Annotated in this window: 24 protein-coding genes, 2 pseudogenes and 1 riboswitch; of the genes and pseudogenes, 23 read left to right on the top strand and 3 right to left on the bottom strand. The window is 38.6% G+C overall.

What is annotated here, in order from left to right; genetic code table 11:
- The first annotated feature begins 102 nt into the window (after positions 1-102).
- A riboswitch (PreQ1 riboswitch) is annotated at positions 103-146 on the top strand.
- Between the two features lie 146 nt (positions 147-292).
- The 5 genes and pseudogenes from queC to queF all read left to right on the top strand — a co-directional run.
- A pseudogene (queC, locus tag NSQ61_RS08590) lies at positions 293-991 on the top strand (7-cyano-7-deazaguanine synthase QueC); the annotation flags it as partial.
- Positions 991-1428: a 6-carboxytetrahydropterin synthase QueD gene (gene queD, locus NSQ61_RS08585; RefSeq protein ID WP_063389356.1), complete on the top strand. Its 438-nt coding sequence runs from the start codon at positions 991-993 to the stop codon at positions 1426-1428. The pseudogene queC and the gene queD, both read left to right, overlap by 1 nt.
- Positions 1428-2156 (top strand): 7-carboxy-7-deazaguanine synthase QueE, encoded by a 729-nt coding sequence (queE, locus tag NSQ61_RS08580; RefSeq protein ID WP_066247946.1) that lies wholly within the window; start codon positions 1428-1430, stop codon positions 2154-2156. The genes queD and queE overlap by 1 nt, the downstream gene beginning before the upstream one ends.
- Before the next feature lie 24 nt (positions 2157-2180).
- On the top strand, positions 2181-2354 hold the full coding sequence (locus NSQ61_RS08575; RefSeq protein WP_375338788.1) for a hypothetical protein: 174 nt from the start codon (positions 2181-2183) through the stop codon (positions 2352-2354).
- Between the two features lie 371 nt (positions 2355-2725).
- Positions 2726-3055: pseudogene (gene queF / locus NSQ61_RS08570) on the top strand (preQ(1) synthase); the annotation flags it as partial.
- 130 nt (positions 3056-3185) lie between these two features.
- Here the strand turns inward: queF and NSQ61_RS08565 are convergent.
- On the bottom strand, positions 3186-3365 hold the full coding sequence (locus NSQ61_RS08565) for a YkvS family protein (protein ID WP_063389354.1): 180 nt from the start codon (positions 3363-3365) through the stop codon (positions 3186-3188).
- 144 nt (positions 3366-3509) lie between these two features.
- On the opposite strand from NSQ61_RS08565, the gene NSQ61_RS08560 reads away from it, so the two are divergent.
- Positions 3510-3704 (top strand): hypothetical protein, encoded by a 195-nt coding sequence (locus NSQ61_RS08560; protein WP_082829432.1) that lies wholly within the window; start codon positions 3510-3512, stop codon positions 3702-3704.
- 61 nt (positions 3705-3765) lie between these two features.
- Here the strand turns inward: NSQ61_RS08560 and NSQ61_RS08555 are convergent, their stop codons facing one another.
- Positions 3766-4275, bottom strand: a complete 510-nt coding sequence (locus NSQ61_RS08555; protein ID WP_340806737.1) for a sigma-70 family RNA polymerase sigma factor — start codon at positions 4273-4275, stop codon at positions 3766-3768.
- Between the two features lie 263 nt (positions 4276-4538).
- On the opposite strand from NSQ61_RS08555, the gene NSQ61_RS08550 reads away from it, so the two are divergent.
- The 6 genes from NSQ61_RS08550 to NSQ61_RS08525 all read left to right on the top strand — a co-directional run bounded on the left by NSQ61_RS08550 (position 4539) and on the right by NSQ61_RS08525 (position 12564).
- On the top strand, positions 4539-6023 hold the full coding sequence (locus tag NSQ61_RS08550) for a spore germination protein (RefSeq protein ID WP_082829433.1): 1485 nt from the start codon (positions 4539-4541) through the stop codon (positions 6021-6023).
- Between the two features lie 23 nt (positions 6024-6046).
- On the top strand, positions 6047-7141 hold the full coding sequence (locus NSQ61_RS08545; RefSeq protein WP_158640195.1) for a GerAB/ArcD/ProY family transporter: 1095 nt from the start codon (positions 6047-6049) through the stop codon (positions 7139-7141).
- A gap of 2 nt (positions 7142-7143) precedes the next feature.
- Entirely contained in the window at positions 7144-8211 is a 1068-nt protein-coding gene (locus tag NSQ61_RS08540) for a Ger(x)C family spore germination protein (RefSeq protein WP_066247951.1), read from the top strand.
- A 147-nt stretch (positions 8212-8358) separates the two neighbouring features.
- Positions 8359-9684, top strand: a complete 1326-nt coding sequence (locus NSQ61_RS08535) for an oligosaccharide flippase family protein (RefSeq protein ID WP_066247952.1) — start codon at positions 8359-8361, stop codon at positions 9682-9684.
- A 119-nt stretch (positions 9685-9803) separates the two neighbouring features.
- Positions 9804-10352: a TlpA disulfide reductase family protein gene (locus NSQ61_RS08530; protein WP_066247954.1), complete on the top strand. Its 549-nt coding sequence runs from the start codon at positions 9804-9806 to the stop codon at positions 10350-10352.
- Between the two features lie 313 nt (positions 10353-10665).
- Positions 10666-12564, top strand: coding sequence for a heavy metal translocating P-type ATPase (locus NSQ61_RS08525; RefSeq protein ID WP_063389348.1), 1899 nt, complete (start codon positions 10666-10668; stop codon positions 12562-12564).
- 27 nt (positions 12565-12591) lie between these two features.
- On the opposite strand, the gene NSQ61_RS08520 is transcribed toward NSQ61_RS08525, so the two are convergent.
- The gene (locus tag NSQ61_RS08520; protein WP_082829436.1) at positions 12592-12813 is read right to left on the bottom strand and encodes a hypothetical protein; all 222 of its coding nucleotides are present in this window, start codon (positions 12811-12813) and stop codon (positions 12592-12594) included.
- 208 nt (positions 12814-13021) lie between these two features.
- Here NSQ61_RS08520 and NSQ61_RS08515 point away from each other — a divergent pair, with 208 nt between their 5' ends.
- From NSQ61_RS08515 to NSQ61_RS08465, 11 genes are all read left to right on the top strand, one after another.
- A complete protein-coding gene (locus tag NSQ61_RS08515; RefSeq protein ID WP_063389346.1) occupies positions 13022-13717 on the top strand; it encodes a thermonuclease family protein in 696 nt (231 codons plus the stop codon).
- Between the two features lie 96 nt (positions 13718-13813).
- On the top strand, positions 13814-14773 hold the full coding sequence (pfkA, locus tag NSQ61_RS08510; protein WP_066247956.1) for a 6-phosphofructokinase: 960 nt from the start codon (positions 13814-13816) through the stop codon (positions 14771-14773).
- Between the two features lie 361 nt (positions 14774-15134).
- On the top strand, positions 15135-15353 hold the full coding sequence (locus tag NSQ61_RS08505) for a DUF1659 domain-containing protein (RefSeq protein ID WP_063389344.1): 219 nt from the start codon (positions 15135-15137) through the stop codon (positions 15351-15353).
- A 19-nt stretch (positions 15354-15372) separates the two neighbouring features.
- A complete protein-coding gene (locus tag NSQ61_RS08500; RefSeq protein WP_063389343.1) occupies positions 15373-15591 on the top strand; it encodes a DUF2922 domain-containing protein in 219 nt (72 codons plus the stop codon).
- A 66-nt stretch (positions 15592-15657) separates the two neighbouring features.
- The gene (locus NSQ61_RS08495; RefSeq protein WP_063389342.1) at positions 15658-15804 is read left to right on the top strand and encodes a YvrJ family protein; all 147 of its coding nucleotides are present in this window, start codon (positions 15658-15660) and stop codon (positions 15802-15804) included.
- A 252-nt stretch (positions 15805-16056) separates the two neighbouring features.
- Positions 16057-16932, top strand: coding sequence for a cation diffusion facilitator family transporter (locus NSQ61_RS08490; protein ID WP_063389341.1), 876 nt, complete (start codon positions 16057-16059; stop codon positions 16930-16932).
- A 216-nt stretch (positions 16933-17148) separates the two neighbouring features.
- Complete coding sequence (gene glcT, locus NSQ61_RS08485) at positions 17149-17988, top strand: glucose PTS transporter transcription antiterminator GlcT (RefSeq protein WP_063389340.1); 840 nt, start codon at positions 17149-17151, stop codon at positions 17986-17988.
- Between the two features lie 171 nt (positions 17989-18159).
- Positions 18160-20229, top strand: a complete 2070-nt coding sequence (gene ptsG / locus NSQ61_RS08480; protein WP_144598122.1) for a glucose-specific PTS transporter subunit IIBC — start codon at positions 18160-18162, stop codon at positions 20227-20229.
- A 127-nt stretch (positions 20230-20356) separates the two neighbouring features.
- Positions 20357-20623, top strand: coding sequence for a phosphocarrier protein HPr (locus NSQ61_RS08475; protein WP_063389338.1), 267 nt, complete (start codon positions 20357-20359; stop codon positions 20621-20623).
- Positions 20623-22338: a phosphoenolpyruvate--protein phosphotransferase gene (ptsP, locus tag NSQ61_RS08470; protein WP_144598123.1), complete on the top strand. Its 1716-nt coding sequence runs from the start codon at positions 20623-20625 to the stop codon at positions 22336-22338. Before NSQ61_RS08475 ends, ptsP begins: the two co-directional genes overlap by 1 nt.
- A gap of 635 nt (positions 22339-22973) precedes the next feature.
- Positions 22974-24956 (top strand): methyl-accepting chemotaxis protein, encoded by a 1983-nt coding sequence (locus tag NSQ61_RS08465; RefSeq protein ID WP_340806732.1) that lies wholly within the window; start codon positions 22974-22976, stop codon positions 24954-24956.
- Positions 24957-25196: the final 240 nt, after the last annotated feature.

Here is a 25196-nt window from a genome sequence, read left to right as displayed (position 1 = left end):
CCCACAAAGTCTTGAGTGACTCCAGTCGGAGCATGCCGTTTGCATAAACAATTCTGTATGATATAATAAGATACAACTTGAATAAAAATCCGTTTCGAAAAAACGGGAGAGGTTCTAGCACACCCTCTATAAAAAACTAAGGAAAACTATATCCTTGGGATATAGTTTTTTCAATGTTTGCGAAAGGTTTAGAAGTTGAATAGATTTATGATGATTTCGAAAGGCTTCTGAACAGCTTGCTTCCGCCACTGTAGCAGAAAAAGAAGCATCAGTTTCTGTTTAAGCTAGGCAGTGTGAATGGCTTTCTTTTTTCAGAAAGGAGCGTTTTCAAATGGATAATAAGAAAGCGGTCGTTGTGTTTAGCGGAGGACAAGACAGTACAACTTGTTTGTTTTGGGCGAAGAAACAATTTGATGAGGTGACCGCTGTCACGTTTCATTATAATCAGCGGCATGCACAGGAAATTGAAGCAGCGAAAAACATTGCGAACGAAGCCGGCATACCTCATTATGTGCTGGACATGTCCTTATTAAATCAAATGGCGCCGAATGCATTAACGCGTTCAAATATGGAAATTGAACAAAAGGAAGGAGAGCTTCCCAACACTTTTGTTCCGGGGAGGAATTTAGTTTTTTTGACATTTGCCGCCATTTTGGCGAAACAACTGGGAGCGAAACATATTGTGACAGGTGTATGTGAAACGGATTTCAGCGGCTATCCTGACTGCCGGGACGTGTTCGTAAAATCCTGCAATGTAACGATTAATTTAGCGATGGAAGAGGATTTTGTGATTCACACGCCGCTTATGTGGATCAATAAAGCGGAAACGTGGAAGTTTGCCGATGAGTTAGGGGTGTTCGATATCATTCGCGAAAAAACGTTGACGTGCTATAACGGCATTATTGGCGACGGATGCGGCGAATGTCCTGCTTGCTTATTGAGAAAAAGGGGATTGGAACAATATTTGGCTGAAAAAGGAGCTAATACGTGATGCTTCATCAATTTTATCCGCAAGTTTTTCATAGTTATAGTTATGAGCTGAATAAAGATATGCAAATATCTGCTGCACACTACATCCCGCATGAAAAAGCGGGGAAATGCGCCCGTGTACATGGCCACACGTATTTCGTCAATCTCACTATTTGCGGTGATCAGCTTGATGATTCAGGATTCCTTGTGAATTTTCAGCATTTAAAAAAATGGGTTCATGATCGATTTGACCATACGCTGCTCAATGACCATACGGATGTATTCAATGGTCAAAACAGCGAAGACTTTCCAACGACAGAAGTGGTTGCACGGAAAATTTGGGAAATTGTCCAGGATCATTTAAATGTACTCCCGAATAAACCGAAATGCTTGCAGGTGTTTGTCAGAGAAACGCCGACAAGCTATGTTGTGTACCGCCCGAAAAGGGAGATGAAATAATGAAAAAAATACCGGTCATCGAGATTTTTGGACCGACCATTCAAGGGGAAGGAATGGTGATCGGACAAAAAACAATGTTTGTCCGAACGGCCGGTTGCGACTATTCATGCAGCTGGTGTGATTCAGCTTTTACGTGGAACGGTTCAGCAAAAGATGAAATTAAACAAATGACAGCAGCGGAAATTTTGGACGATCTTATTGAGCTTGGCGGCGATCGCTTCAATCACGTCACCATTTCGGGCGGAAATCCGGCATTGATTAGAGGATTGGATGAATTGATTATCCTTTTAAGGGAGCAAGGATTTCGCACTGCACTGGAGACACAGGGAAGCCGTTATCAAGATTGGTTTTTACTAATCGATGATTTAACTCTTTCTCCCAAGCCTCCTAGTTCAGGGATGAAAACGAACTTTACTGTGCTTGATGACATTATGAAGCGGCTGATCGATGGCGGACGGAAAGACAATGTTAGTCTAAAAGTTGTTGTTTTTAATGAGGAAGATTTTGATTACGCGAAAAACGTCCACCTTCGCTATCCAAATATTTCATTTTATTTGCAGCCTGGAAATGATCAAGTAAACGAACAAAATGATCACCTCCTGAGAAATCAGCTTTTAGAAAAATTAGAATGGCTGATCGAATTGACTGTTCAATCAAAAGAAATGAACGATGCTCGAGTTTTGCCGCAGCTTCATGCACTTGTTTGGGGAAACAAGCGCGGAGTGTAAATTAATAGGAAAGGATGAAAAAAGATGGCTGGAAGAAAAGATGATGAATTGAAAGATCTGACGCTGTTAGGCAACAAAAATACAAAATATTTATTTGAATACAGCCCAGAAGTGTTGGAAGTATTCGATAATAAACATCCAGACCGCGATTATTTCGTGAAGTTCAATTGTCCGGAGTTTACCAGCTTGTGTCAATAAGGGCACACTTCAGTGGCGACACTGTCGGATAAACCTTGTGAATTCAGGGGAAGAGGATAATGGAGTAAAAAGCGGAAATGGCAATTGTAATCGAATAAAAGAAAAACATGTTCTTGTCTCTTATTCCCATTATCTTTCCAACCCTGAGCCAAGCCTCAAATTTAAGGGAATCTTCTTCTTAAATTTGAGGAAGGTGCAGAGACTATCGAAATCACTCCAGCATGAAGCGAGTAAGAGTAGTGTTGGAGGAAGAGAGTAGAGTACACCAAGATGACAGCATATATTATCTTGGTGGAAGCGCAAGGGTTCTTATTCAATATCGCAGTTGAATAAGAATATGATATAGTCCACCTGTTTGTGAAAAACAGAGGCCAATCACCGGACAACCGGACTTCGCGACCATTTATATCAGCTATATTCCAGACAAAAAATGTGTGGAAAGCAAGTCGCTGAAGCTTTATTTGTTCAGCTTCCGCAACCACGGCGATTTCCATGAGGACTGTGTTAATATTATCATGAATGATTTAATCAAGATCATGGAGCCCCGCTACATCGAAGTATGGGGAAAATTTACGCCGCGCGGCGGTATTTCTATTGATCCTTATGTCAATTGGGGACGTCCTGGAACAAAATACGAGAAAATGGCGGAGTATCGTATGATGAACCATGATTTGTACCCGGAAAAAGTGGACAACCGATAAAGCAAGTCGCTTGAGGCGTTTTTTTGATAAAAGAACCTGCCGAAACTTGCGTTAATTGTAAAAAATTCTTGAAATGGCACTAAACTCTTTGATATAAGAAAAAGTAAAACGGAGCATTCAATTCTCCGTTTTACTTTCCGACAATTTTATAGTTTTTATGATTAACTACTGTTTTTTGTTCCAGATCCATTTCCCGAAAGTTTTCCATGTACGTAAGATCGACGATGACGGAATTTTCATTTACTTTTTCGACAATTCCTTTGAGACCGTCTTTAAATTCAATAACATCTCCAACTTCAGCAATTTTCATTTGTTCTCTCCTTTTTTATGGATTTTCAAATATTTTGCATGATTTCTTTAGAATTGTAAAGTTTTTTTGGACAATCGCAAAAAAATAGGTAAAAAGTTTCCATTGCTCGGTAGACTGTTTTTCATAGAAAAGGAGATGGTCGAGTTGACAAATCAAGAGATACAAGACATTTTAAACAAGCTTCGTGATGGAGAACTGGAAGAATATTGTGTATCAAAGGAAGATTTTATGGCGTTTCGCAAAGTACTGATCGAAAGGGAAGATTTTAAACATTTTCATGGAACAGCAAAACGCGGTGGCAGCATTGTTTACCGATATACAAAAGATCCAAGAAGCTGACCGATGTCAGCTTCTTAATTTTTGGCACATCTTCCTCTTAAAAACTGCTATTAAAGACTGTTCACTGTTCTTCCCGTACCTTTACGGCATATTTCTTCAATTTTTTTAATGCTCCTTTTCTCCAATTTTTTACTTTGTTGACTGTGACATTTAGCTCCTCTGCAATTTCCTTCTGAGTTTTTCTTTCAAAAAAATACATGGTAAACCAAATTCGTTGAGCATCTGATAAAGCGGGGGCAATCCGTTCATATAAATCTCTTGCTTCAATGTCTGTATATGGAAAAAATTCCAATTTAGCAGCTATTATGTCATTCGCATGAAGAACATGCCTTTCTTTATATGTTTGTTTTTTCCTTAATTCTGTCATGAGCGAGCCTTTTATCGTTGCATAAGCATAAGTGGCAAACCGTCCTTTCTGTTCGTCATAATTGATGCTTGCTTTCCAGAGGGCGATCGCTGCTATTTGAAAAAACTCGTCTTGGTCTGTATAAATATTTAAAGTTTTCATAATGTGAAAAATTAAAGGGCGAAAAGCAGTTAGCATCTCCTCAAATGATTGATTCTTTTCCACGTGTGCGCATCCTTTCAAAGAGCGCGCTCTTTTTTTTCCGCGGTAATACAATCGTAAACGGTGTAAATCATTTGAGCGAATCATCATGATTAAGATGATACGCGTCCAATTGTCTGGGAAATTCAATTTTCTATATAGGAAAATGCAATTATTTCGTTTCAGCCTCCTCCGTTTTCACCATTTTCCTCATTATTTCTATAGAAGAAATTTAATTGAATAAATAAAAAGATGGCTTGAAAAAATAATGGAAAGAGGTGGGATGAATGAGCCGAATGTATAAGCAAAATTGGAAAAGAAAAGATTCAATTGAAAAATTGTTTGCTGTCTTCCGCAGTTCTACTGATTTTATTCAATATGACGTCAATACAAGCCATATCAAATATTGGATTTCATATTTTGAAACGTTAGTGGATGTAAATATATTAAATGAAAACATTTTAAAGCCGATTCACTCAAAATATTGGCAGTCATTAGAAGAACTAAAAAACATTTTACCGGTCAAAGATATTTTTTTAACCATTGATACGGATTTAATGAAGGAAAAGCTGTTGGAAGGCTTTGTTATGATTTCGCTAAGCGAATATGGATCTCCGTGCTTGCTCGTTAATGCAAAATTAAACAAAGCTAGAGAAGTTACACTCCCGGAAGTGGAATTTACGGTCATCGGTCCGAAAGAGGCGTTTGTTGAGTCCATTGAATCCAATATTAATTTAATTCGAAAACGATTGCCGATTGAAGAGCTGCGCATTCGGACTTTAAAAATTGGCAGGCTGACGCAAACGAGATTAGCGATCATCTATATAGAAGGCATAGCGGATGAGGAAAATGTATTTACGGTTTGGCAAAGAATTTCTAATATCCAAATTGATCAAGTGAATGATAGTTCGTACATTACGGAAATGATCTCTGACAATCATAATTCTCCCTTTCCTCAGCTGTTGGATACGGAAAGACCGGACCGTGTAGTTTCCATTTTGGCGGAAGGGAAAATAGCGGTCATTGTGGACGGCTCTCCCCATGTATTAATCGGTCCGACAACTCTTGTCGAATTTTTCGCATCGTTTGAAGATTATTTTTTAAATTGGATTTTGTCTTCCTTTTTCCGTATTATCCGCCTGTTTGCTGTCTCCTTTTCCATATTGGCAACACCGATTTATGTAGCTGTATTAAATTATCATTATGAATTAATTCCAACTGATTTACTAAACAATTTTGTCACATCCAGAAGGGAGGTCCCAGTTCCGCCTTTTTTAGAGGCGCTGTTTTTGGAAGGAACGATCGAATTGCTGCGTGAGGCGGGCGCCCGGCTGCCGACAAAGGTTGGACAAACGATCGGCATCGTCGGGGGGATTGTAATCGGAACAGCCAGTGTGGAAGCAGGTTTAACAAGCAATATTTTGCTCATCATTGTAGCGCTTGCTGCATTAGCATCATTTACAACACCTGTCTATAAAATGGGCAATACGATCAGGCTTTTGCGTTTTCCTTTTCTCATGTTTGCCGAAATGTACGGTCTTTTAGGAATCGTTTTATGCTTTTGTTTTTTAGCGACCCATCTTTTACGATTAACTTCTCTCGGACGTCCTTTTTTGGAGCCAATCTATCCTCCGAGAATTTCCGATTTAAAGGATGCATTCCTGCGTATGCCGTTTTCAATGATGAATGAACGTCCGAAACAGCTGCGGACGGAGCAGCCGAAGCGAATGGATGAAGAGAAATCGAGGGAAAATAAAGATATTGATGAATAACAGCGGAAGAGGAGGAATCCAACTTGGCGCAAATAGCAGAACGTCATAAAGTTTCCGCACCGCTCGTTTTTTATTTAGTGCACAGCACTCAATTCGGCATCGGTGTATTAGGTTTTCAAAAAAATGTCGTCAAGTATGCGGGACATGATTCATGGATTTCAGTTATTTTGATCGGTCTTATTGTTCATCTGTACATTTGGATGATCTATCAAATTTTGAAACGTTCAAGCGGAAGCTTAATGACACTGCAGCACGATTTGTTTGGAAAATGGGTCGGCAATGGATTGAACATTGTTTGGATCATCTATTTTTTTCTTGGAAGCTGCGCCATATTAATAGGATATATTGAAATTTTGAAGGTGTGGATGTTTGAAGATTTAAATATTTGGATTTATACCGCGATTTTTATGGGATTGCTTTATTACATTTTTAACGGTGGATTTCGGGTAGTAACCGGATTTGCTTTTTTTGGAGTGGTTCTGCCGCTTTGGATTTTTCTTACATTTTTAATTTTCCCGACTCGTTTTGCAGATCTTCAGCACCTCTTGCCAATTATGGATCATTCACCTCAGGAAATTTTCATGGGAACGATGCAGATGGTCATAACTGTTATTGGTTTTGAAACTCTTTTTTTGTATTACCCCTTTGTCAAAAATATTGACAAATCCCAAAAATGGGCTCATATTGGAAATTTATTTACAACCTGTTCATATATCATCATCATGATTGTTTCGATCGTTTATTATTCTGCGGAAGAAGAAATATTGCGCAATAAATGGGCGACGCTAGCGATGTGGAAAATTGTTGAACTTCCTTTTGTTGAAAGATTCGAATATATCGGCATTGCTTCTTGGTCTCTCGTCATCTTGCCGAATATTTGCGTCATGTTGTGGAGCGCCAAAAGAGGTATAACAGAAATTTTTGGAATAACAGAAAAGAAGGCAATCATTTCTGTTCTGGTCGTCATGTTTTTTATAGTCAATGTCATTGTTGATAAAGAAGATATTCAATTATTAAATAAGATCATCAATACGTATGCTCTTGGTATTGTATTTTGCTATATTCCGGTTTTATACCTCATTACGTTTGTACGGGATTTATGGAAAAGGAGAACATAAACATGTGGAAAATTCTCTCCTTCATTATGTTGTTCATGCTGATGCTTTATGGATGTCTGGATAAAGAAATTATTGATGATGTCAATTTAGTGATGGTTATTGGATACGATGTCGGCGAAGGCAATAAAATTAAAGGAACCATTGTTGCTCCTGAATATAAAAAGGAGCAGCCGGTCGACAGCAAGGTGATGACGGTCGAATCAGATTTAAGCAGGGATCTGATTTCCGATTTGCAAAAGGAGTCGCCAGCCCCTCTAGTTTATGGAAAATTGCAATTTGCTCTTTACAGTGAAGACGTAGCAAAACAGGGAATTGAAAAATATGTCGACTCGCTTGAACGAGATGCAAGCGTCGGTTCAAAGGTTATTTTAGCGGTCTGCAAAGGTGAAGCGAAAAATTTGCTGGAAGGAAAATATGGACAACAGGGGACTGCCACGTACTTTCGTAATTTAGTGGAGCATAATATGCACCGGGAAAATTTGCCGATTATCAATTTACACACATATTTGCGCAACTTTCGCATGAAAGGAAAAGACCCTTCTTTACCTTTGTTAGAAAAGAAAAACGACCATGTCAAAATAACTGGACTTGCCTTGTTTCAAAAGGACAAAATGGTTGGCGAAATCGAAAATGATCAGCTTTTTTATTTTAAGCTTCTTTCCGATCGATATGTTAAAGGAATTCATACGATCACAATGGATGATGGAAATAAAGCATCTATAGAAAGCATCCGTTCGAAAAGAAGAGCGAACATCGATGAAAAAAATCCGTTCCATTTAACGATAGAGCTGGAAATTGAAGGGTATCTACGCGAATATTCGGAAGGGACTGTTCGTCCGGAAATCTTAAAAAAAGCTGAAAAAGCGTTTGAAAAGGAAATTGTGAAGAACAGTATGGAGATGATCGATATGTTTAAAGAGAAAAACATTGATCCGGTTGGATTAGGAGAAGAAATTTTAAGCCATTCGAGAGGTTTAAGAAAAGTGAAAAATTGGAGGGATATTTATTCCAAGATGGAAGTCGATGTGCATGCGGATGTAAAAATTACTGAAACTGGTGTGGTGCAATAATTCTAAATATTTGATTGCTTCGTTTTGCCAATGAAACGAGAAACCGAAATAACAAAGGCTGACTAAAAATTTTCCTCCCTCTTCCGATCCTCTGTCATGTTTTTGAACTTGTCTCATATGCATGAAATAAGAAAAGAGGGAGGAAAAATGAAAACATTTTTTAAGGGAGCTCTGCTTTTAATCGTTGCTTCGTTTCTAGGGGAATGCTTTGATTTTATGATTAACATGGTATTGACGCGGGAACTTGGTGAAGAAGGCATCGGCCACTATATGTCGATCATGCCTATTATGTTTTTCATTATCGTGTTAGCAAGCTTTGAATTGCCGATATCTATTTCAAAATATGTGGCGGAAACTGAAAAGCCGTACCATTGGCCAATGTTGAAATATGCTTTTCGCCTAACTTTGTGGATCAGCATTTGCTTCAGCTTAATTGTTTTTTTGCTGTTTCCTGCTCTTCCGCCGCTAAAAAGCTATCATCCTTCCGTTACGGTTTTATTTGTACTGCTTGTTCCGATGATTTCTTTTTCCTCTATTGCTAGAGGCTATTTAATGGGCACGCAGCAAATGGGGAAAATTGCATTTGCAAATGGGTTTCGCAAGCTTGTTCAGCTTATTCTGCTCATTTTGCTGTTCAACCTGTTTGAATTTTCTCCTGAAATGTCTGTCATTGCAGGGTTAAGCTCATTTATTGCAAGCGAAGCCGTTATTGTTCTTTATTTGCTTACCGTTTATGTCTATCAGGCGCAAGAACTAAAAAAAAGCACGCTCGCTTCATCCAAAACAGCTTTGATCCGGCGGAGTTTATTTCGTGTCTCTGTTCCGACGACAATTTTGCGCATTTTTCATTCTATGACACATGCGATTCAGCCGTTTTTAATCAAATATGCATTAATGGCAGCAGGTGTTTCGGAGGTTGGAGCGACAGAACAGTTCGGTCTGCTTTCCGGAGTTGCGATGACGATCGGCTTTTTTCCCGCGTTTATCGCTCATGCACTGTTAACGATTTTGATCCCAACTGTATCAGAAGCGTTTGCTAAAGGAAACCAGGAACTTTTAAAGAAGCTTTTGCAGCAATCGCTCGGAATGACAATGCTTTACGGAATACCTGCGATTGTGATTATGTTTGCTTTTGCTGAGCCGCTTACAAGTTTGTTTGTCAACGGAACTACTGCAACACTTTTTTTAAAGCTTTTATGGCCGTACTTTTTTACCCACTTTTTGATCATTCCGCTGCAAGCGTATTTGATCGGTCTGAATTTAATAAAGGATGCTTTGTTTCATACGGTTTGGGCACATTTTATCTCGTTTGTCGTCATCTTTTTGCTTGGATCGCAGCCAGAATGGCAAATGTCAGGAGTTATTATCGGGCTCAATGCAGGAGGATTGCTGCAATTGTTAATGCATTATATGACAATATGCCAAAAAATCGGCATTGGCTATTGGTCGCTGAAGGAAAAACGTGTTCATTAAGATTTTCCAGGTTGTCTCTACTGTGATCTATCGCAGCAATAAAGTATGAAATAGCGAAAGTCATCATTTTTCCATCATTGAATGGAAAAAAATAGTGCTCTCATGAAGGGGGAAGCGTTTTGAAAAAAACAGCTGCCTTGCTTTTTCATTTTCTGCTTATATCATGTGTGTTTTTTGGATGTCAAGAGAGCGATTTGAAACAAGAAAATGCACCGAGCAAAACAACCATGAAAGAAATAATAACGAAAGAAAATTCGAAAGTGCCCGCTAACAATTTTGTTTTGCCAACAACTGACGGCAAGATGGTAAAACTTTCGGATTTTAAAGGGAAAAAGGTCGTGATCAATTTTTGGACGACGTGGTGCCCTCCATGTAAGGAAGAATTGCCTGAGCTTCAACGTTTTTATGAACAAGCGGATTCTGAGCACGTCGCGTTTTTAGGAATTAACATTACTTCAGAAGAAGGGGGAAAAGAAGAAGTAAAGTCTTTTTTATCAAAGAGCGGATTTGATTTTCCTGTGCTTTTTGATGAAAAAGGCGAAGTCATGAAATTATACAAGGTTATGGTCATTCCCACTACTTTTATAATCGATGAACAAGGACAGGTGTTTAAAAAAATCATTGGTCCCGTAACAACCGAACAATTAAAACGTTTAACCGATTTGTAAAGCACAGCGAAGCTTCTGTGCTTTTTCTTTTTTAAAAAATAGAATTTTAATGCTTAACATATGAATCGACCGATTTTCCAACCAACGTTTTTGATCTGTAAAAAACCGTGATTGAGAATGATAATAATTATTAATATTAATTATTAATTTAAAATTAATATAATTATTACTTGAAAAAAATAATTGTTGATATATAATATACATATAGATGTTGATATTTTAATAGTTTTTTTACTAGTCGCCAAGAATAGCATATGGAATTCAATAGAAGTGAAGCTGAATTTTATTCTCAGTTAGGAGGTTGTAAGTGAGAATGGAAGCAAAGATGTTTCATAATACGGAATTATTTCAAGGGTTGAAACAGCATGTTGAAATGATTGCGGCCATTGTGTCAGGTGTTCTCATTTTTTTCGCTTGGCTGCTTAGCATAGATGATTTCAACATCATATCAACGATTTTATTTATTTTCGCATTCGTTATTGGGGGATTTGCCAAAGCTAAAGAGGGAATTGAAGAAACGATCCGCGAAGGCAAGTTGAATGTAGAGCTGCTGATGGTTTTTGCTGCTATCGGTTCGGCAATAATCGGCCATTGGCTTGAAGGAGCGATTTTAATTTTTATTTTTGCCCTAAGCGGCGCATTAGAAACGTATACAATGAACAAAACAAACAAGGAGATCTCTTCATTGATGGAATTGCAGCCTGAAGAAGCGCTGCTTTTAGTAGATGGACGGGAAGAAAAAGTGCATGTTTCCACTTTATCGATTGGAGATTTGATCATTGTGAAGCCCGGGGACCGCATTCCGGTGGATGGCCAGCTCATAAATGGTCATACGACAGTGGATGAATCAGCTATAACGGGCGAATCCATCCCGGTTGAGAAAGAGCCTGGAAGTGAAGTGTATGCAGGGACTGTAAACGTAAATGGATCGATCACCGTTCGCGTAACGAAAAAAGCATCGGAAACGCTTTTTCAAAAAATTATTGAACTGGTGCAAAACGCCCAATCTGAAAAATCTCCGTCCCAGCAATTTATTGAAAAATTTGAAGGAACGTATGTAAAAGGTGTGCTTATTGCAGTGGCTGTTTTGATGTTTGCTCCTCCATTTTTATTAGGCTGGAGCTTTCAGGAAGCTTTTTACAGATCGATGGTGTTTATGGTAGTGGCTTCCCCGTGCGCGCTCGTCGCCTCGATCATGCCGGCGACGTTATCCGCTATTTCTAACGGGGCAAGAAACGGCATTTTGTTTAAAGGGGGCGTACATTTAGAGCGTCTTAATAAAATTCGGGCGGTCGCGTTTGATAAAACGGGAACTTTGACAAAAGGCGAGCCGATCGTCACGGACGTAATCGTACGCCCAGACATCGAAAAAACAGAGCTGTTACAAGCAGTTTATAATATTGAGCGGCAATCCTCCCATCCTCTTGCCAAAGCTATTACAGCTTATATTCAGGAAAATGTAAAAGGACTGAAAGATGAATGGGTATCAGTGGATGAACATTCAGGGTTTGGAGTTTCTGCTTCTTGGAACGGGCAGAAAATATTCGTTGGGAAAGCTGCGTTTGTCGGAAAAGAAGAGGCTGAACAATTTCAAAACTCTGTTTCCAAGAAATTATACAAACAAGGGAAAACGGTTGTTTATGTTAAAGACGAAAAAGGAATTGCCGCAAGCATCGCTTTAAAAGATGTACTTAGACCTGATATGAAAAATTTGATGGATGAATTGAAAAGCAAAGGCATCTATACGGTGATGCTGACGGGCGATACGAAAGCGTCAGCTGAAGCCATTGCTAAAGAGGCATCCGTTGATGAATTTCACGGTGAATGTCTGCCTGAAAGCAAAGTTGACCGAATAAAGCAGTTGAATAAACAATTCGGCGTAACGGCGATGATCGGCGACGGTATCAATGACGCACCAGCTTTAAAAACAGCATCTGTCGGTATAGCAATGGGGGAGGGAACGGATGTTGCTTTGGAAACAGCAGATGTTGTATTAATGAAAAACGATTTAACGAAATTGATCAAAGCGATCGAATTGTCGCAAAAAATGAACAAAATTGTGAAACAAAATATTGCCTTTTCTCTATCGGTCATCGCCCTTCTCATATGTGCTAATTTCCTTCAAGTCATTGACTTGCCGTTCGGAGTCATTGGCCACGAAGGAAGCACCATACTTGTCATTTTAAATGGATTGCGGCTATTAAGATCATAAATAAGAAGAATAACAAGGCGGATTAAGCTATATGATCCGCCTTTTATTTTCTTTTAAAAAGTCATTTGGTTCAGAGTCATCGGGTCGTTTCGTTACAATTATGTATGCAGCTACAATAAAAATGAATCCAACCACCCACCCGATTACCGAACTGTAATAATACACATCAATTAACATCATGCCGATTATGGGTGACGAAAATGCCGCCAAGCAGAGGATCGGGACGATATTTCTTTTGATAAATGTCACAAAAAATACACTCCTTAACTCCCCCGATTGCTTTACCATTATTATTATACTAGAATGGTTTTATTTATAAAATATTCCGAGAAAAATGTAAACAACATTTAAAATAACTTTGAAGGTGAAAAATCCTCCACATTTCTTATTGATATGAATGTTCTTTTCGCTTAAAATGATATTTCATTGAATGGACACAATAGAGAGGAAGAACATCATGTGGAGAAAATGGATTGTTTTATTTTTTGGTTTGCTTGCATTATTTTTCGGATGGGAGCTTTGGCAAAAAGATGATTCAGCCGTAAACAATCGGTTGGAAGCCAAAGTAATTGATGTCGTCGATGGTGATACGATGAAAGTCATCGTCAACAATAAAAAAGAAACAATCCGACTTCTTCTTGTCGATACTCCTGAATCTGTACACCCAACGAAGCCTGTGCAGCCATTTGCAATCGAAGCAAGCAATTTTGCAAAAGAAATGCTGTCAGACAAAAAAGTTGAATTAGAGCTTGGCGTTAGAGAACGTGACAAGTATGGAAGATTACTTGTTTATTTATATATAAACGGACAAATGTTTAATGAAATGCTGCTTGAAAACGGGCTAGCCCGCGTCGCATACGTTCATCAGCCAAATACAAAATATGTAGACCGTTTTTTGGATGTTCAAAAAAAAGCCCAGCACAAAGAAATCGGAATCTGGAGTATAGAAAACTATGTTACAAACGATGGATTTAATGATAAGATTGGACAAGACGACAAAAAAGAGGGCTGCGACATAAAAGGAAACATTAATTCAAAAGGTGAAAAAATATACCATATGCCTGGCAGCAGGCACTATTATATAACAAAACCAGAAATGATGTTTTGTACAGAGGAGGAAGCAAAAGAAGCCGGATTTCGAAAAGCTGAATAACGAGAAAATCATTTAAGCGGGAAAATTTTTTGATATAATACATTTTATAAAACATGAGATGGCAGCAATTATTGAACTGCATAATGAGGTGATGGAATGAAACGAATAGCTGTATTAACGTCTGGCGGAGATTCTCCGGGGATGAATGCTGGAATACGTGCAGTTGTAAGAAAAGGGATATTTCATGGGTTGGAAGTTTATGGAGTATACCATGGATATCAAGGATTAATTAACGGTGACATAAAAAAATTAGAGCTTGGCTCTGTAGGGGACATTATTCACCGCGGCGGCACGATTCTCCAATCGTCGCGCTCTGAACAATTTAAAACAGAAGAAGGACAGCTTCTTGCGATTCAACAATTAAAATCATTTGAAATTGAAGGTCTTGTTGTAATTGGCGGAGACGGATCATACCGAGGGGCTTTGAAGCTGACGGAAAAAGGCTTCCCTTGCATTGGATTGCCTGGAACGATCGATAACGATATTCCAGGAACAGATTTCACGATCGGATTTGATACAGCACTGAATACGGTTGTAAGGGCAATGGACCAAATTAGGGACACAGCGCAATCCCATGAGCGGATTTTTATAATCGAAGTGATGGGGCGGCATGCTGGTGATATAGCGCTTTGGGCAGGAGTAGCTGGAGGCGCTGAAACGATCTTAATCCCTGAAAGATCGTTTGACTTAGATGATATTGTCAAGCGGTTGGAGCATGGTGTTGAACGCGGGAAAAAACATTCCATTATTGCGTTAGCTGAAGGAGTTATGAGCGCATCAAAACTTGCCGATATTTTAAAGGAAAAATACGGCATTGAGACGCGAGTATCGGTATTAGGACATATTCAGCGCGGCGGCTCTCCAACTGGATTTGATAGAGTTCTTGCTTCCAGAATGGGAGCGAGAGCAGTTGAGCTTCTGTTAGAAGGAAAAGGCGGAAGAGCAGTCGGAATACAGAAAAACCAAATCGTTGATCATGATATTGAAGAGATATTGAAAGAAAAGAGCGAACCAATCGGAGAATTATATACGTTGTCAAAACAGCTTTCTATTTAAAAAGAGCGGACACCGCTCTTTTATTTTTTCATCCGTTCCGTTTTGTGATACACAATAGTTTTGCATTTACGAAGTCTCCTTTTTAATGGGGTTTGACCACTTTCATAATAAGAGAGCACTTCGTAAATGCTTTTTTAATTTTGATGAAATTCATTACCCTAACATTTAGTTTTATCCAAATAAAATATTGACGAAACCAAAGAGATTCCGTTTATTGGAAATGATCAAAACGGCATCAACAGCCGTTGTTGTCTGCAACGACAGGGCTCCGTTTTCATTTCTTTTTTTCACCTTTTTTACATATTTGCTGCCCCTCTTTTTTCATTTCTTTATATAAAGAAGGTGAAAGGAGGTGCGAGCAATGGCTGAGGTTCAACCGGTCAAATCACAATTGCGTCTTGTTTTTGAAGAAGGTTTTGATCATTCCGGCAAGCCGCTGTATCGCTATAAAAATTACAGCAATATTAAAACGTCAGCTAGTGCAGATGATTTGCTTAGAGCAGCCCAAGCAATTGCCAGTCTTCAAAAAATGCCGCTTGCCAAAGTGGAACGAAACGATACGCATCAAATTAATGCATAAGTAATCTGGGGGTGAAAAAATGTCTAAATCGCTCGATCTTCTTTTTGCCAATACGGAAGGAAAGACAGTCAGAATTAATGTTGATGAACCTAAGGATTCATTAACAGCAGAGCAAATTGGTCAAGCTATGGAAACAATCATTCAATCAAATGTTTTTACTTCTTCTGGGGGTTCGCTCGTTTCAAAAAAAGGAGCCAGAATTATTGAGCAAACGGTGACAGAATATACGATGAGCTGACGGAAGCGGCCTGTTTCCGGTTCGGGAACAGGCCGGATTTCAGATGCCATAAAGGGAGGGATTGGTTTGCACGATTGGCTGTCGTTTATCAGCGATGTCGGTTTTCCTATTGTTGTGACGCTCTATTTGCTTCACCGGATTGAAGGCAAGCTTGATGACCTAAACCATTCGATTCAAATGATCCCGGTTTATTTGACACAAAAAGAAAATTAATCTCTCTCGATTGATAGCAATCAAACTGTAAAAAGTTTGGTTGCTATATTTTTTTAATGTAATGTAAAAAAAATGAAATAATTTATATTTTTCCTTGTTTTACTAATCTCCATATTGGAATGATCGCTTTGATTTCAGAAAAACCTTTTGATATTAAACCTTTTGTAACAAGGAAATAATCTGTATGTATAGACCTTTACATGTTTTTTTGATAGTATAAATGGCAGACTAAACGAATGGAGTTAGTGGAAGGTGGAAGTTTATCAAAATTTAAAAAAGGGTGAACGGGGAGCATGGATTAGCATTGCAGCCTATATTTTGTTGACCGTTGTAAAGATAGCGGTCGGATATTTTTTTCATTCGGAAGCTTTAATGGCTGACGGACTGAACAACGGGACTGATGTAATTGCTTCGATCGCGGTTTTAGTCGGATTAAAAATATCGCAGCGTCCTCCTGACCAAGATCATCACTATGGACATTTTCGGGCAGAAACCATTGCGTCTTTAATTGCATCATTGATTATGGTCATGGTTGGTTTTGAAGTTCTTACTGAAGGAGCAAAATCAATCATAAACCCGAAAACAGAATCACCTGATTTGATCGCGGCATGGACGGCTATCGGCTCAGCAATCGTCATGTTTTCCGTTTATTTATTTAATGTAAGACTTGCGAAAAAAATAAAAAGTCAAGCGCTCATGGCAGCAGCTATGGACAATCGATCCGATGCATATGTCAGTGTCGGAACATTCCTAGGGATTTTGGCGGCGCAATTTCATATCGCATGGATGGACACAGTTGTTGCGATGATCATCGGAGTGCTTATTTGCAAAACTGCTTGGGATATCTTCAAAGAAGCGGTTCATTCCTTAACGGACGGATTTTCAGAGAAGGAGTTAGACAAATATAAAGAAACAATTAACAATATACCCGGGGTTCAATCGCTTGAAGATATTAAAGCCAGATATGTCGGAAGCACCGTATATGTTGATGTTGTCATTAAAGTTCATTCTAATTTAAATGTCGTTGAAAGCCATGCGATTTGTGATGAAGTGGAAAGAAGGCTGACGGAAGAATTTAATATTACGAACGTACATGTGCATATAGAACCTTTAAAAGGCGACAGTTGAAAAAACGGACTCTTCATTTTTGGAAAGGAAAGTATGAACTGCCGAGAAAGATGAAAAAACTAAATTTTCTATTTCCATTTTAGATGCCTCACCCCCAGTCTTAGGTGTTCGATTGTAAATTTTTTCTTGCTTTTGCTGAGTGCAAAATGCATTGACCTCCCCGTTCTTTTTTTGTACGATTATATAGATTTCTGGTAAAGGAGCGTCTTTTTAAACATGGGGTCCTTTAAAGTAAAAAAGGTGTTGAATAATAATGTATTAATAGCTGGCCACGACACCTTTCAGGAAGTCGTCTTGATTGGAAAAGGAATCGGTTTCGGAAAAAAAAGGGGGGAGCTGATTTCCAACGAAACAGTTGAAAAGATATTTGTGCTGAAAAACGAACAAGAACAGGAACAATATAAAAAACTTCTTCCTTATACAAACGAGAAGATGATAGAAGTTGTTTCAGACTGTATTGCCCACATTTCAAAGAAAGTCGGACTTCCTCTGAATGAACATATTCATATAGCTTTAACAGACCATATTACGTTCGCAATTAAGAGGATCGAGCAGGGGATGGACATCAAAAACCCTTTTTTATCAGAGACTGAAGTGCTTTATCCGAAAGAATATAATATTGCTAGTGAAGTGGTGTCCATTATTGAAGATAAGCTGAAAATCAAGCTGCCCAAAGGTGAGATCGGTTTCATCGCTCTCCACATTCACAGCGCCATAACGCATAAATCAATTTCTGAAGTGAACCGCCATTCTCAGCTTATTGCTCAGTTAATCGAAGTTGCAGAAGATTCCTTAAACATCCAGCTTGATAAAGAAAGCTTTAATTATTTGCGGCTTGTAAGGCATCTTCAGGCAACAATTGAAAGGGTTCTCAAAGAGGAAAAAACGGAAGAACCAGAAGAATTAGCTTTATTGTTGAAAAAAAAATATCCTCTATGCTATAATGTTGCATGGAAAATGATTAAAATGATGCAGCAAGTATTGAAAAAACAAATTGATGAAGCAGAAGCTGTTTATTTAACGATGCATTTATATCGAATAGCAAAAAAAGAATAAATTTTGCGCACGTGTTACTGATTCGATCAGGCATGAGTGAGCAAGGTGTACTGTATAGGGATTTGTTTTCGTACAGTTGACGCCTTGTTTCACCATGCCTTTTTTGTTTTTTCTAATACATCGATTATTCTTGCTGCATTTGTCAAATGATAATTATAAGGAGGTCATGTTATGTTTAAATCAATTTTCGGTGTTTTACAAAAAATAGGACGCGCGCTTATGCTGCCGGTAGCGCTTCTTCCTGCAGCAGGTATTTTGCTTGCATTTGGTAATGCTATGCAAAATCCGGATTTAACAGATAGAATTCCTGCTTTAACGAACGACTGGATCGTGCTTATCGCAAGCGTCATGGAGCAAGCTGGGCAAATTGTATTCTCCAACCTGCCGTTGTTATTTGCAGTCGGCGTTGCGATCGGTCTTGCAAACGGCGATGGAGTTGCAGGGATTGCAGCAGTCATCGGCTACTTAATTATGAATGTTACAATGAACGGTATTTTAACAGGTTTGGGTCAAATGCCTAAAGATATTAGTTCTGATCCAGCATTTGCAAACGTTCTCGGAATTGAGACTTTGCAAACAGGTGTGTTTGGCGGGATCATAGTAGGTATCATAGCTGCTTATATGTACAACAAATATTATAAAATTGAGCTTCCGCAATATTTAGGATTTTTTGCCGGAAAGCGGTTTGTTCCAATTGTGACAGCTGCGTCCGCTGTTCTATTAGGGATTGCGATGTACTTTATTTGGCCGCCGATCCAAGGGGCATTAAACCAGTTTTCTCAAGGAATACTTGAGACGAACAAAACGCTCGCCGCTTTTATTTTCGGTGTGATTGAACGTTCATTGATTCCGTTTGGATTACATCATATTTTCTATGCTCCTTTTTGGTATGAATTTGGTTCTTATGTAAACGAAGCAGGGCACGTTGTTCGCGGCGATCAGGCCATTTTCTTTGCCCAAATCAAGGACGGTGTGGAATTGACAGCTGGAACGTTTATGACAGGTAAATTTCCGTTTATGATGTTCGGTCTCCCTGCCGCAGCACTCGCTATTTATCACGAAGCCAAACCCGAGAATAAAAAAGTGGTCGCAGGGATTATGGGTTCTGCCGCGTTAACATCGTTTTTAACAGGAATTACAGAACCGATTGAATTCAGCTTTTTGTTTGTAGCACCGCTTTTGTTTGCGATTCATGCGATATTTGCAGGACTATCCTTTATGGTCATGCATATTTTACATGTTAAAATTGGAATGACTTTTTCAGGCGGAGTGATCGACTTTATATTATTTGGCGTCCTTCCGAATCGAACAGCTTGGTGGCTCGTTATCCCAGTTGGGCTTGTATTTGCGGTCATTTACTATTTCGGTTTCCGATTTGCCATCCGAAAATTCAACCTGAAAACTCCTGGACGGGAAGATGCAAGTGTTGAAACGTCTGATGATGAGCAGGAGAGCGAAAAAGCCGGAGATCTTCCATATAACATTTTAGAGGCGCTTGGCGGAAATGAAAATATTCAGCACCTTGATGCATGTATCACAAGGCTGCGCGTATCTGTTCATGATCAAAAGAAAGTTGATAAAGAACGCTTGAAAAAGCTCGGCGCTTCAGGTGTTTTAGAAGTGGGCAACAACATCCAGGCAATTTTTGGCCCTAAATCGGACAATTTAAAAACTCAAATACAAGACATCATGAATGGAAGAACTCCAAGAGCAGAAAAAGTTCATTCTCCAGAGCAGGAAGTTAAAGAACAAGTGGAAAATGTTATGCCGGAAGAATTACAAAGCGAAAGCTTAACATTTTCATCGCCTATGACAGGTACTCTTCATCCGATTACAGAAGTACCGGATCAAGTATTCTCTGGAAAAATGATGGGAGATGGGATTGCTATTGTACCTGAAGAAGGTATCGTCGTCTCTCCTGTTAACGGTAAAGTGTTAAATGTATTTCCAACGAAACATGCTATTAGCTTGCAGTCTGATTCTGGCCATGAAATATTGATCCATTTTGGTATTGATACAGTAAAATTGAAAGGAAAAGGATTTGACATTTTCGTTTCAGAAGGCGATACTGTAAAATTGGGTGACAAACTTCTTGAAGTGGATCTTGAATATGTTAAAAATCATTCTCCTTCTATTATGACGCCGATTGTCTTCACTAATTTAAAAGAAGGTGAAGCAATTGAATTGAAAAAAGTAGGCAAAGTAAACAAGGGCGAAGAAAACATTATTGCCATTCGGTAGCAGTTAGTAAACCGGCCTTGTTTAAATCGGACAAGGCTGGTTTCACAAATAATTGATTATCAGCTTGCACAACTCGACATGCACTGATAAAATTTTTAAAGAAAATAGCAGAAAGGATTTGATGCAAATGGCTGAAAAAACATTCAACATTACCGCTGACACAGGAATTCACGCAAGACCTGCGACTATATTAGTGCAAACGGCAAGCAAATTTGAAGCCGACATTAATTTGGAATACAATGGAAAAACAGTAAACTTAAAATCTATTATGGGAGTTATGTCATTAGGTATTCCAAAAGGAGCAACCATTAAAGTTACAGCATCAGGTGCTGATGAAAATGATGCACTTCAAGCGATTGAAGAGACAATCAAAAAAGAAGGGTTAGGCGAATAATGATACAGCTATCTGGGATTGCAGCATCAAACGGTATCGCTATTGCGAAGGCATACCGTCTAGAAGAGCCGGATTTAACCGTATCAAAAAAAGAAATACAAAATATTCGAGCAGAAATTGAGCGTTTTGAACAATCTGTCGAAAGCGCCAAAGCAGAGCTCGAGGTAATTAAAAACAGCACAGAAGAAAGGCTTGGTGCGGATAAAGCAGCGATTTTTGAAGCGCATTTGCTCGTTTTGAACGATCCTGAGCTGTTAAATCCAGTCAAAGAGAAAATCGAAAACGAAGCTGTAAACGCTGAATTTGCAATGAGGGAAACAGCTGATCAATTTATTGCGATGTTCGAAGCGATGGAAAATGAGTATATGCGCGAGCGAGCAGCGGATATTCGGGATGTCACGAAAAGGGTTATAGCCCATTTATTAGGCGTTCAAATCCCAAATCCAAGTTTAATTAATGAAGAAGTCATTATTGTTGCAGAAGATTTAACACCCTCTGATACTGCGCAATTAAACAAAAATTTTGTTAAAGCATTTACAACTGATATTGGAGGAAGAACATCCCATTCTGCGATCATGGCTCGTTCTATGGAAATCCCTGCTGTTGTCGGAACAAAGGAAGCTACCGCCAAAATTGAAAGCGGTGCTTTAGTCATTGTTGATGGGATTGAAGGACAAGTAATCATAAATCCAAGTGAAGATTGTATTGCCGAATATGAAAAGAAAAGAGAAAAATATGAAGAGCAAAAAGCGGAATGGGCTAAATTAAAAGACGAGCCGACGTTGTCGAAGGATGGACATCGTGTCGAGCTTGCCGCTAATATTGGCACGCCTAATGACGTACAAGGTGTTCTTGACAACGGCGGTGAAGGAATAGGTCTCTACCGTACGGAATTTTTATACATGGGACGAGACCAAATGCCTACAGAAGAAGAACAATTTGAAGCATATAAAACAGTTCTTGAGAGAATGGAAGGAAAACCTGTTGTTGTCCGTACATTGGATATCGGCGGGGACAAAGAGCTTCCTTACTTGAATCTTCCAAAGGAGCTGAATCCTTTTCTTGGATTCCGCGCCATCCGCCTTTGTTTAGAAAAGCAAGATATTTTTCGGACACAGCTTAAAGCGCTGCTTCGCGCAAGCAAATATGGAAACTTAAAAATCATGTTTCCAATGATTGCGACAATCGATGAATTCCATCAAGCGAAAGCTATTCTGCTCGAAGAAAAAGAAAAACTTGTTCAAGCAGGTATTGAAGTAGCTGATGATATCGAAGTTGGAATAATGGTTGAAATTCCATCAACTGCTGTTATGGCGGATCAATTTGCCAAAGTGGTTGATTTCTTCAGCATTGGAACAAATGATTTAATTCAATATACAATGGCAGCAGACCGGATGAATGAACGGGTTTCATATTTGTATCAACCGTATAATCCGGCCATCCTCCGATTAATTTCCATTGTGATCGATGCAGCTCATAAAGAAGGAAAATGGGTTGGAATGTGCGGAGAAATGGCAGGAGACCCGATTGCTATACCGCTTCTGCTTGGACTTGGATTAGATGAATTTTCCATGAGCGCAACATCTATTTTACCTGCGCGTTCACAAATTAAAAAGCTTTCAAAACAGGAAGCAGAAAGCTTTAAAGAAAAAGTTCTTTCTATGCAAACAACGGAAGAAGTCGTTTCTTTTGTTAAAAAAACGTTCCAAATATAAAAGGTACGGAGCCGATCAGTTTAATCTGAATCGGCTCCTTTTTTTGATGAGCCGATTTATTTACGGAAGGTGAATATAAAAGAATTTCGGCTCTAAGTAAAATGGAATATGAAAAACGCAGAGCATCAGCATTTTTTGATTTTTACATCCGCTTTATTATCCCGATAAAGTCCATCAAAATATAAAAATGATTTGCAGCGAGCGTATAGCTAATTTGATACAAACGATAGAAAGCAAAACACAGCAGCTGCAGTTCATAAAAAGCTTTTTGTAGTTTGAGCAACTAAAACGACGGGGTATCACGATATAAATTAGGATAAGTTTGCAAATGCAAAAATTTGAAGCCCTCGATATCCGAATCTCTTCTTGTTACTTTCCTCCAATTTGCTAAAACTTTTTTTCTTTTTCACAGCCGGCACCGCTACGGCTGTATCTTTTTTTAGAAGAAACACATGCAGCCTATGCTTTTTTTATGCAAGATCGCTCCCAAAAACAAAGCCAATTGGAAATATGAAAAAGATAATTAGTTTCATTTTGTAAAAAGATAAATCAGATTGCCGATATATACATTAGAAAACGTATAAGTTTTCTTAATTATTTTTATTAAATAAAGATTTATGTAGGAGATGGAACAAATGTTTAAAAAGCTTCAGTGGAAATTGACAGCGCTCATCACCATATTGTTAATTTTTTCACTTTTGGTTGTTTTTTTCACGTCTGATTATTTTGTTCAAAAGAACATTAAATCAGATGCGTTTCATACGGGGCAATCGATTGTTAAGCAAGCGAAAAAGAACCTGCTTTTACAGATGCAGGAATATGAAAGAATTTTGCTGCTTTTCAGCAATGAACCGGAAATCGCACAGCTGCTTGAAAAAAATGACGATCAATCTTTACAGTCCGTAAAGGAAACGTTTCAATCATTTTTAAGCGCTAATCAATTGGTCCGGTCTGTCTATGTAGCCAACACTAAGACTCTTGTTGCTGCAGAACCTGAGTTAAACTTAAAGGAAGATTTGATAATCAATTCACGACCTTGGTATAAAAGCGCTGTAACAAGTCCAAACTTTGTTTCGTGGTCAGAGCCTTATCGTGATGGGGAAAAAGGAGAATATGTTGTTACCGCCTCAAAGGCCATTACAAAGGATGGGGTGTTGCTTGGCGTTATTGGAATTGATATTAATTTAACAACGTTTAATGAATTTGTTAAGCAAGTGGAAGCTGGCTTTGGAGGGTATACATTCCTGCTTGATAGAAATGGAGTTGCCATCGCTCATCCGAAAATGACCGGAAAAAATTTATATAAAAACAACGGTCTTATGGCAGTGATTAAAAACCAAAAACGTGGTATAGCTTCTATAAAAGAAAATGGAAAAGATTCAACCATTATTTTTGAAACGATCACGGAACTAAATTGGAAAATCGGTGTAGTCTATTCGGATGCAAATCTGGAGCAAACAGCCCGCACAATCCGGAGCATTAACGTTTCCATTATTATTGCTGCATTGATTGTGGCATTTTTCATCACTAGTTTTGTTTCGAGAAGCATTTCAAAGCCGATTTTGCTTTTGGCTAAAAACGCCGACAAAATGGCTGAAGGGGATTTATCCGGAACATTAACAGTGAAAAATAAAGATGAAATCGGGAAATTGGCTAATAGCTTTACGAAGATGACCGATAACATCCGACAAATTCTCCTCGATCTGGACGGATCCGTGAAGGAGCTGCAGCAATCTGCTCAAACATTAAACGTGGTTTCGGAAGAAGCTACTGCGTCAAGTGAGGAAATTTCCGTTGCAATTGAGGAAATTGCAAAAGGCTCAGGTGAGCAGGCAAACAGTACGGAAATTATAAACGGACAAATCAAACAATTAGAAGATTGTATTCAAAAAGTAAACAATGATGTAAAAAATGTCGAAAATTTATCTTACGAATCACAAAATGCCAGCTATAATGGTTTAGAAAAGCTAAATGAGCTTCAAATAAAATCAAATGAGGCTGACAAAGAATCTGAGATGGTCCAATCCGTACTACAAAATCTTGTAGATCGAGTTGAAAAAATTTCTGATATCGTGTCGACCATTTCCAAAATTTCAGATCAGACGAACTTGCTCGCTTTAAATGCAAGTATTGAAGCAGCAAGAGCAGGTGAATCAGGTAAAGGATTTGCAGTTGTCGCTGAGGAAGTAAGAAACCTTGCTGAACAATCGGCAAAAGCGACAGAAAACATTAAAAATATGATTGAAGGAATCCAAATTGAAACGAAAAATGCCTACGATGCAATGAGTCGTTCGAAGAAAATTCATGAAGAACAAAACAAAGCTGTTCAAGTGACAGGCAATGCGTTTCATGAAATTGCAATTAAAATGGAAGATTTGCTTAATGCCATTAAATCAACATTAAATGCGATCAATCGGATGAATGAGCAAAAAGAAACAGTCGTCGAATCGATTGAAAATATTTCTGCAGTAACCCAGCAGCTAGCTGCCTCTGCGGAAGAAGTCAGTGCAACAACGAACGAGCAAGTCAAAGCATTCTCAAAGGTTGCGGAAAAAGCGGAATCGTTAAGCGAAGAAAGCAACCGCTTAAAAGGCTTAGTAGAACGCTTTAAGTTATAAAAAATATGCAGGGGGTGTCTAATAAGTCGTTTTTACGGCTTATTGACGCCCCCATTAATGTTTTAGAAACGTTGATATATCGGTGTTTATGATTTTTTGTTTTCAATAGGGATTTGACTTTCTGGACAGCTCCTTCTTCATTATTGATTTGATGCAATTCACCTAGATGAGCAGGCAGGTAAGAAAACCATAACAGTTGATGTCAAGAAAAAGCATGGGTTTGCAGCTCCCTTTGAGATT

The sequence above is a fragment of the Aeribacillus sp. FSL K6-1121 genome (genome assembly GCF_038003725.1).
In the GTDB taxonomy this organism is placed as follows: domain Bacteria; phylum Bacillota; class Bacilli; order Bacillales; family Aeribacillaceae; genus Aeribacillus; species Aeribacillus composti.
The sequence above is the reverse complement of the archived record's forward strand: the minus strand, read 5'-3'. Positions and strand labels throughout refer to the sequence as shown.

Coding starts and splice junctions, on each gene's coding strand:
- NSQ61_RS08515 (WP_063389346.1), top strand. CDS start 13,022: ATGTGGAGAAAATGGATTGTTTTATTTTTTGGTTTGCTTGCATTATTT.
- ptsG (WP_144598122.1), top strand. CDS start 18,160: ATGTTTAAATCAATTTTCGGTGTTTTACAAAAAATAGGACGCGCGCTT.
- NSQ61_RS08525 (WP_063389348.1), top strand. CDS start 10,666: ATGGAAGCAAAGATGTTTCATAATACGGAATTATTTCAAGGGTTGAAA.
- queD (WP_063389356.1), top strand. CDS start 991: ATGCTTCATCAATTTTATCCGCAAGTTTTTCATAGTTATAGTTATGAG.
- NSQ61_RS08565 (WP_063389354.1), bottom strand. CDS start 3,365: ATGAAAATTGCTGAAGTTGGAGATGTTATTGAATTTAAAGACGGTCTC.
- NSQ61_RS08465 (WP_340806732.1), top strand. CDS start 22,974: ATGTTTAAAAAGCTTCAGTGGAAATTGACAGCGCTCATCACCATATTG.
- pfkA (WP_066247956.1), top strand. CDS start 13,814: ATGAAACGAATAGCTGTATTAACGTCTGGCGGAGATTCTCCGGGGATG.
- ptsP (WP_144598123.1), top strand. CDS start 20,623: ATGATACAGCTATCTGGGATTGCAGCATCAAACGGTATCGCTATTGCG.
- queE (WP_066247946.1), top strand. CDS start 1,428: ATGAAAAAAATACCGGTCATCGAGATTTTTGGACCGACCATTCAAGGG.
- NSQ61_RS08500 (WP_063389343.1), top strand. CDS start 15,373: ATGTCTAAATCGCTCGATCTTCTTTTTGCCAATACGGAAGGAAAGACA.
- NSQ61_RS08505 (WP_063389344.1), top strand. CDS start 15,135: ATGGCTGAGGTTCAACCGGTCAAATCACAATTGCGTCTTGTTTTTGAA.
- NSQ61_RS08540 (WP_066247951.1), top strand. CDS start 7,144: ATGTGGAAAATTCTCTCCTTCATTATGTTGTTCATGCTGATGCTTTAT.
- NSQ61_RS08475 (WP_063389338.1), top strand. CDS start 20,357: ATGGCTGAAAAAACATTCAACATTACCGCTGACACAGGAATTCACGCA.
- NSQ61_RS08575 (WP_375338788.1), top strand. CDS start 2,181: ATGGCTGGAAGAAAAGATGATGAATTGAAAGATCTGACGCTGTTAGGC.
- NSQ61_RS08550 (WP_082829433.1), top strand. CDS start 4,539: ATGAGCCGAATGTATAAGCAAAATTGGAAAAGAAAAGATTCAATTGAA.
- NSQ61_RS08535 (WP_066247952.1), top strand. CDS start 8,359: ATGAAAACATTTTTTAAGGGAGCTCTGCTTTTAATCGTTGCTTCGTTT.
- glcT (WP_063389340.1), top strand. CDS start 17,149: ATGGGGTCCTTTAAAGTAAAAAAGGTGTTGAATAATAATGTATTAATA.